Here is a 7,996-nt window from a genome sequence, read left to right on the forward strand (position 1 = left end):
CGGCGACCACCGAGATCTACACCGGAAGGAACACTCTTTCCCTACACGACGCTCTTCCGATCTGACGCTCAGGGGCGCGACGGCCGGCGTGCTGAGCACCGACACGCTCGCGACCGGCGCGACGAGCGCGGTGCTCGTCGACGGCGGCAGCGTCGCGTCCGTCGCCGGGCCGGCGTTCGCCGCGCGCGGCGGCACCGTCGACATCGTGGTGCGCAACGGCACCGTCGTGACGGCCGGCAACGGCACGCTGCTCGATCTCTCGAACGGCAGCACCGCGACCTTCAACGCATCGGCCGTGAATCTCGCGGGCGACATCGTGTCGGACGCGTCGAGCAACGGCAGCGTGTTGCTGACGAACGGCACGACGCTGACCGGCAAGATCGATCCGGTCGCGCTGAGCGTCGACGGCTCGAGCGCGTGGCACATGACCGGCAGTTCGGTGCTGAGCAGCCTGAACAATGCGGGCCTCGTCGCGTTCACCGCGCCGGCCGGCTCGCCGACGCTGACCGGCAGCTACAAGACGCTGACGACCGGCAGCTACGTCGGCAACGGCGGCACGATCGCGCTGAACACCTACCTTGGCGCCGACGCATCGCCGACCGACCGGCTGATCGTGAACGGCGGCGCCGCGAGCGGCACGACCGGGCTGAAGATCGCGAACACGGCCGGCACCGGCGCACAGACGACGGGCGACGGGATTCCGGTCGTGCTGACCGCCAACGGCGGCACGACGACCGCGTCGGCGTTCCATCTCGCGGGCCCGGTGCAGGCCGGCGCGTACGAATATCGGCTCTACCGCGGTGGCCAACGCGATGCGAACGGCTGGTATCTGCGTTCGCAGCTCGATCCGTCGGACCCCGGCGGCCCGGTCGGCCCGTCGGCCGTCAACGGCGGCGGCAGCGCCGGCACGCTCGCGTACCGTCCGGGCGTGGCGGGTTACGCGCTGACGCCGCTGCTGAACGCAGACTACGGTTTCTCGACGCTCGGCAAGCTGCATGAGCGCGTCGGCGACGTCTATAACGTCGAGAAGCAGGCGCCGGGCAATCGCGACGGCGTGTGGGGCCGCATCGGCGGACAGAGCCTCGACGCGAACGCGGGCCGCTTCGCGGCCGACGAGCGCACGTTCTTCGCGCAGCTCGGCAAGGACTGGACGCTCGACCAGACGCCCGCCGGCGGCAGCACGCACGCGGGCGTGACGGCGAGCATCGGCGTCGCGAACGCGAGCTTCAGCGACGTGGCGCGCGCCGCCGCGCCGGGCCTGTCGACGTCGACGGGCTCGGTCGAGATGCATGCGCAAAGCGTCGGCGGCTACTGGACGCGCTACCTGTCCGACGGCACGTATTTCGACACCGTCGGGCAGGTCACGCACTACGGCAACCGCTATCGCGACAGCTACGGCAACGAGGCGTCGCAGAACGGCTTCGGCATCGCGCTGTCGCAGGAGGTCGGCAAGCCGTTCGCGATCGGCGGCCTGCCGGTCGCGGTCGAGCCGCAGGCGCAGTTGATGGTTCAGTACCTGAAGCTGAACGGGTTCAACGACAACGTGTCGCCCGTGTCGGGCACGACGTCGAACGCACTGCGCGGGCGCGCGGGTGTGCGCATCTTCCGGCCGAACCTCGACGCGAACGCGGGCGGCGGCGCCGCGACGCCGTACTTCACGGCCGACGTGCTGCACGACTTCCTGTCGCCGGGGCAGACCGTCGTCGGCGGCACGCCGTTCGCGACGCACCTGGGCCGCACGTGGTACGAGCTCGGCCTCGGCGTGACCGCGGGCTTCGGCAAGTCGGGCGAACTGTACGCGAACGTGAAATATGCGCGCAACATCGGCGGCGATTACCGGCGCGGCGTTACCGGACAGGTCGGCTACCGGTACAGCTGGTAGCGCGGCGCGGGTGCCGGGCACCGGCGAAAAAAAACCGCCCGGCGTCGAACCGGGCGGTTTTTGCATTGCATGCGCACGATGCGCGAGCGCTCAGTGGAGGATTTTCGCGAGGAAGTCCTTCGCGCGATCCGACTTCGGATTCGAGAAGAAATCGTCCTTGCGGTCGTCCTCGACGATCGCGCCCTTGTCCATGAAGATCACGCGATGGGCGACCTTCTTCGCGAAGCCCATTTCGTGCGTGACGACCATCATCGTCATCCCTTCCTGTGCGAGCTCGACCATCACGTCGAGCACCTCGTTGATCATCTCCGGATCGAGCGCCGACGTCGGTTCGTCGAACAGCATCGCGATCGGATCCATCGACAGCGCGCGCGATCGCGACGCGCTGCTGCTGGCCGCCCGACAGCTGGCCCGGAAACTTGTGCGCATGCGCCTTCAGGCCGACGCGATCGAGCAGCTTCAGCCCCTTGTCGGCCGCTTCGTCCTTGCCGCGGCCGAGCACCTTGATCTGCGCGAGCGTCAGGTTCTCGGTGATCGACAGGTGCGGAAATAGCTCGAAATGCTGGAACACCATCCCGACCTTCGAGCGCAGCTTCGACAGGTTCGTCTTCCTGTCGCCGACCGACTGGCCGTTCACGAGGATCTCGCCCTGCTGGAACGGCTCGAGACCGTTCACGGTCTTGATCAGCGTCGACTTGCCCGAGCCCGACGGACCGCACACGACGACCACTTCACCCTTCTTGACCTCGGTCGTGCAATCGGTGAGGACCTGAAACTGGCCGTACCACTTCGAAACGTTCTTGATGGAAATCATCTTGTGACCTTTTTCTGGAGACCTTTGACGAGGGCAGACGCCACCGAGCAAATCACGAAATAGCATGCACCCGCGAACAGGACCATCTCGACGGTCGTGCCGTCGCGATCGCCGATGTTCGCGGCCGTGCGGAAGAAGTCCGCGAGACTGATCACGTACACGAGCGACGTATCCTGGAACAGGACGATCGCCTGTGTGAGCAGCAGCGGCACCATCGCGCGGAACGCCTGCGGCAGGATCACGAGGCGCATCGCCTGCGCGTAGTTCATGCCGAGCGCGAACGCGGCGTTCACCTGCCCGCGCGGCACCGCCTGGATGCCGGCGCGGATGATCTCGGAATAATACGCGGCCTCGAACAGCGAGAACGCGACCATCGCCGACGCGAGCCGGATGTCGATCGTCGGCGACAGCCCGAGCACGCCCTGCAGCACCTGCGGCACGATCAGGAAGAACCACAGCAGCACCATCACGAGCGGGATCGAGCGGAACACCGTCACGTACGCCTTCGCGAACCATGCGAGCGGCTTCACGCCGGACAGCCGCATCAGCGCCAGCAGCGTGCCCCAGACGATGCCGACGACGATCGCGATCAGCGTGATCTTGAACGTGACGATCGCGCCCGACCACAGCGTCGGAATCGCGCCGGGAATACTACTCCAGTCGAACTGATGCATCACTTGCCTCCGATGTAGCCGGGCAGCCGCGTGCGGCCTTCGATCCAGCGCATGAACGCCATCACGACGAGGTTGATGAGCACGTACGCGAGCGTCACCGCGATGAACGACTCGTAGGTCTGCGCGGTGTAGTCGACGAGCTGGCGCGCCTGCGCGGACAGATCGAGCAGCCCGATCGTCGACGCGACCGCCGAATTCTTGAAGATGTTCAGGAATTCCGACGTGAGCGGCGGCACGATGATCCGGTACGCAACCGGCAGCAGCACGTAGCGGTACGTCTGCCATTGCGTGAAGCCCATCGCGAGGCCGGCCGCGCGCTGGCCCTTCGGCAGCGCGTTGATCCCCGAGCGCACCTGTTCGCACACGCGCGCGCCGGTGAACAGGCCGAGGCAGACGATCGATGCGGTGAAGAACTGCGTGGTCGGCGGCAGCTGCTTGATCCAGGTGCCGACCGATGCGGGCAGCAGTTCTGGCACGACGAGGTACCAGACGAAGAACTGCACGATCAGCGGGATGTTCCGGAAGATCGACACGTACACGGTGCCGATCGCCGACAGCCATCTGTTCGGCACCGTGCGCAGCACGCCGAACAGCGAACCGACGATCAGCGCGATGACCCAGGCGACGAGCGATACCTCGATCGTCACCCAGAAGCCGGACAGCAGCCAGCCGAAGTAGGTCGTCGGCTCGCCGGTCGACACGGGGCTCAGGAATACGCCCCAGTTCCAGTGGTAAGACATGGGCAAGACTCCAGCAAAAAGAAACGGAAGAAGCGTGGCCTCTTCCGTTTCAGTAGCGTCAATTCTGCGTCAACGGCCGCGTGGTCAGTCGAGCGCCTTGTCGTTCGGGTTCGCGTACAGCTTCTTCATCGACTCGGACAGCGGGAAGTTCAGGTTCAGCCCCTTCGGCGGGATCGGGTTCTCGAACCACTTCGCGTAGATCTTCGCGGCTTCGCCGGACTTCTCGACTTGCGAGATCGCGTCGTCGACGACCTTCTTGAAGTCGGCATCGCCCTTGCGCATCATGCAGCCGTACGCTTCTTCCGATTGCGGCGTGCCGACGATCACCCATTCGCCCGGCTGCTTCGCCTTCGCGCGCTCGCCCGCGAGCAGCGCGTCGTCCATCATGAACGCGACCGCGCGGCCCGACTCGAGCGTGTTGAACGAGTCGCCGTGATCCTTCGCGCTGATGATGTTCATGCCGAGCTGCTTGTCGTTGTTCATCTTGCGCAGCAGGCGCTCGGACGTCGTGCCGGCGGTGGTCACGACCGTCTTGCCCTTCAGGTCCGCGAAATCCTTGATGCCCGAATCCTTCTTCGTCATCAGGCGCGTGCCGATCACGAAGATCGTGTTGGAGAACGCGGCTTGCTGCTGGCGCTCGACGTTGTTGGTGGTCGAGCCGCACTCGATGTCGACCGTGCCGTTCTGCACGAGCGGGATGCGGTTCTGCGACGTGACCGGAATGTTCTTCACCTGCAGGTTCGGCAGGTTCAGCTTCTTCTTCACCGCATCGACGATCTTCAGCTGGAAATCGCGCGAATAGCCGACCACCTGCTGGTTCTGGTCGTAATAGGAGAACGGAATCGACGATTCGCGGTGGCCCAGCGCGATCACGCCCGTGTCCTTGATCTTCTTCAGCGTGCCGGTCTCCTGAGCATGCGCGCCGCTTGCGAACGCGCACAGCGCCGCGACCATCAGGACTGCCTTGTGGTATTTCATTTTTGGTCATCTCCTTGGCTAAAACCCGCGCCAGTGTATCAAAGTAATATTTTTGAAAGTACTGGTTGTTTACCGCACTACGAATCGCCCTGTACGAAGCCGTCCTCCCGGCTTCGAGGCACCCCGGATGCGCGCGCGGGCGGTGCCGGATTCGGCACCGCCCGCGGGGGTTCATGCACGCAATCGGGTGGATTGCGTCATCGCTCGATCGAACTCAGCCGGCCCTGCCCGTCGAGGCCGGTCGGCACGGCCGATCAGGGGTACAGGCCGCGCATTTCGCGCGCCATCAGGATCCGCTTGCACGCGACGATGAACGCCGCCGTGCGCACCGACACCTTGTGCTCTTCCGCGACCGCCCACACGCCGGCGAACGCTTCGCGCATCACGCGCTCGAGGCGGTGGTTGATCTCGTCTTCCGTCCAGAAGAAGCTCGAGAAGTCCTGCACCCACTCGAAGTACGACACGGTCACGCCGCCCGCGTTCGCGATCACGTCGGGAATCACGAGCACGCCGTTCGCGCTCAGGATGTCGTCGGCCGCCGTCGTCGTCGGGCCGTTCGCGCCTTCGACGATGATCTTCGTGCGAATCTTCGCCGCGTTCTTCTCGGTGATCTGGTTTTCCAGTGCCGCCGGGATCAGGATGTCGGTCTCGACCGTCCAGAACTCGTCGTTCGGCATCGGCTCCGCGCCTTCGAAGGCGGCGACGCCGCCGGTGCGGGCGACGTGGTCGAGCAGCTTGTTCGAATCGAGGCCGGCCGGCTGGTAGATCGTGCCCGTGTGATCCTGCACCGCGATCACCTTCGCGCCCGCTTCCTGGAACAGCTTCGCGGCGATGCCGCCGACGTTGCCGAAGCCCTGCACCGCGATGCGCGCGCCTTCGATCTCGACGCCCTTCTTCTTCGCCGCTTCGCAGCCGACGACGAACACGCCGCGGCCCGTCGCTTCCTTGCGGCCGAGCGAGCCGCCGAGCGAGATCGGCTTGCCGGTCACGACGCCGGTCGACGTCTGGCCCTGGTTCATCGAGAACGTGTCCATCATCCACGCCATCACCTGTTCGTTGGTGTTGACGTCCGGTGCCGGAATGTCGGTGTTCGGCCCGATGATGATGCCGATTTCGCTGGTGTAGCGGCGCGTCACGCGCTCGAGCTCACCGCGCGACAGCTTGCGCGGGTCGACGCGGATACCGCCCTTCGCGCCGCCGTACGGCACGTTCACGGCCGCGTTCTTCACCGACATCCATGCGGACAGTGCCATCACTTCCGACAGCGTCACGTCCTGGTGGTAGCGCACGCCGCCCTTGCCCGGACCGCGCGACACGTTGTGCTGCACGCGATAGCCCTCGAAGTGCGCGACGGTGCCGTTGTCGAGTTCGATCGGCACGTCGACGACCAGGATGCGCTTCGGACGCTTCAGCGTTTCCAGCCAGCGCGACAGCGAACCGAGGTACGGCGCGACGCGATCGACCTGCTGAAGGTAGTTGCCCCACGGGCCGAGATCGTCGGCGTGCAGGTAGGACGGGATGGACTGCAGTTGCGAAGACATGGATGCTCCAACGTTCAACGGATTGCGCACATTGTCGAAAAAGCCGTTTTTTTTATCCAATGCCGTTTGCTTATTCGATTATGCGTTTCTTGCATGATCGGGATTTTTCGCAAATTCGCGGTCGATTTGCGCAAGAACGGCCGCGATCGGTCGTGCATCGCGGGCGCGGACAAACGAGCGGGAAATTCGTGGAGCGGCCGCCGGACAGCCGTCCGGCACGCGCCGCAAGCGCATCGTCAGCTGCTCCCGCGAGCGGCAGCGCGCGATCGCGGTGATCGCGCCGGCCCCGGTCAGCCGGCCGCTTCGCGCAGTTCGTCGCGCACGACATCCCACAGCGCGCGCACGAGCTTCTGGCGCGGATCGTCGCCCTGCAGCGCGAGCTTGTCGCAGTACAGGCGGATTTCCATCGTCAGCGTGAACGGCTGCGTGCCGCCGCGCGCGGCACGGTCGAGCCGGATCAGCCGGCCGCTCGCGACCGCGTCCTCGACCGCGCTGTGCGGCAGGAACGCGACGCCGTGGCCCGCGAGCGCCATCGCCTTCAGCCCTTCGGCCATGTCGGTTTCATAGACGCGATCGAGGAACAGCGAAGTCGGTGCGTTCGCAACGATGACTTCGGTCATTCGGCCGAGATACGCGTTCGGCGTATACGACAGGTACGGCACGCGCGCATCGGCCGTGCCCGGCAGCGTGTAGCGCGGCCGGCCCGCGCGGCCCGGCGCCGAAAACGGGCTGATCGGCTCGCTGCCGAGCACCAGCATGTCGTAGCGGGCCGGGTCGAGCGCGACCGGATGGCTCGGGTGGTGGTAGCCCATCACGAGATCGCAGCCGCCCTCGACGAGCGACAGCACCGCGTCGTGCACGTTCAGCGCGCGCAGCCGCGTGTGGACCTGCCCCATCTTCGCCTCGATCCGCTGCAGCCAGCGCGGGAAATACGTGAGCGACAGCGTGTGCGGCACCGCGAACTCGATCGTCGGCACCGGCGCGCCGACGTGACCGCGCAGCAGCGTGCGCGCCTCGTGCGCCTGCGACAGCATCGTCAGCGCCTGCTCGTAGAAAATCTGGCCGGCCTGCGTGAGCCGCGTCGGATAGACCGACCGATCGATCAGCTCGGTCGCGAGCCACGCCTCGAGCGCCTGGATGCGCCGCGAGAACGCGGGCTGCGACACGTGCCGCAGTTCGGCGGACCGGCTGAAGCTGCGCGTTTCCGCGAGCGAGACGAAGTCTTCGAGCCATTTGAGTTCCATGCAGGCGGGCGCGGCGGGCGGCGGTCGGGAAGAAGCCTGCATTCTACCGGCGGGCGGGGCGGGCCGCCGGGTCGCGCGGCGGCCCGGCAAGCCTGCGCGGGCGCGCGTCGGCGGCACCGTTCG

5 protein-coding genes and 2 pseudogenes are annotated in these 7,996 nt (G+C 66.2%); 1 reads left to right on the top strand and 6 read right to left on the bottom strand.

Annotated elements, in window-relative coordinates; genetic code table 11:
- Positions 1-67: 67 nt before the first annotated feature.
- Positions 68-1,882 (top strand): annotated as a pseudogene (locus BSE24067_RS31865) (autotransporter family protein); the annotation flags it as partial.
- A 90-nt stretch (positions 1,883-1,972) separates the two neighbouring features.
- On the opposite strand, the pseudogene BSE24067_RS31870 reads toward BSE24067_RS31865, so the two are convergent.
- From BSE24067_RS31870 to BSE24067_RS31895, 6 genes and pseudogenes are all read right to left on the bottom strand, one after another.
- Positions 1,973-2,696 (bottom strand): annotated as a pseudogene (locus tag BSE24067_RS31870) (amino acid ABC transporter ATP-binding protein).
- Positions 2,693-3,370: a glutamate/aspartate ABC transporter permease GltK gene (gltK, locus tag BSE24067_RS31875; RefSeq protein ID WP_059465397.1), complete on the bottom strand. Its 678-nt coding sequence runs from the start codon at positions 3,368-3,370 to the stop codon at positions 2,693-2,695. The pseudogene BSE24067_RS31870 and the gene gltK overlap by 4 nt, the downstream one beginning before the upstream one ends.
- Positions 3,370-4,110: an amino acid ABC transporter permease gene (locus BSE24067_RS31880; protein ID WP_151068602.1), complete on the bottom strand. Its 741-nt coding sequence runs from the start codon at positions 4,108-4,110 to the stop codon at positions 3,370-3,372. The genes gltK and BSE24067_RS31880 overlap by 1 nt, the downstream gene beginning before the upstream one ends.
- Positions 4,111-4,194: 84 nt before the next feature.
- Positions 4,195-5,088, bottom strand: coding sequence for a glutamate/aspartate ABC transporter substrate-binding protein (locus BSE24067_RS31885; protein WP_151068603.1), 894 nt, complete (start codon positions 5,086-5,088; stop codon positions 4,195-4,197).
- 254 nt (positions 5,089-5,342) lie between these two features.
- Positions 5,343-6,629: a Glu/Leu/Phe/Val family dehydrogenase gene (locus BSE24067_RS31890; RefSeq protein WP_151068604.1), complete on the bottom strand. Its 1,287-nt coding sequence runs from the start codon at positions 6,627-6,629 to the stop codon at positions 5,343-5,345.
- A gap of 290 nt (positions 6,630-6,919) precedes the next feature.
- Positions 6,920-7,873 carry a LysR substrate-binding domain-containing protein gene (locus BSE24067_RS31895; RefSeq protein WP_151068605.1) on the bottom strand — a complete coding sequence of 318 codons (954 nt, stop codon included), beginning with the start codon at positions 7,871-7,873 and terminating at the stop codon, positions 6,920-6,922.
- Positions 7,874-7,996 lie beyond the last annotated feature (123 nt).

This window comes from Burkholderia latens (genome assembly GCF_902499045.1).
Taxonomy (GTDB): Bacteria; Pseudomonadota; Gammaproteobacteria; order Burkholderiales; family Burkholderiaceae; genus Burkholderia; species Burkholderia latens.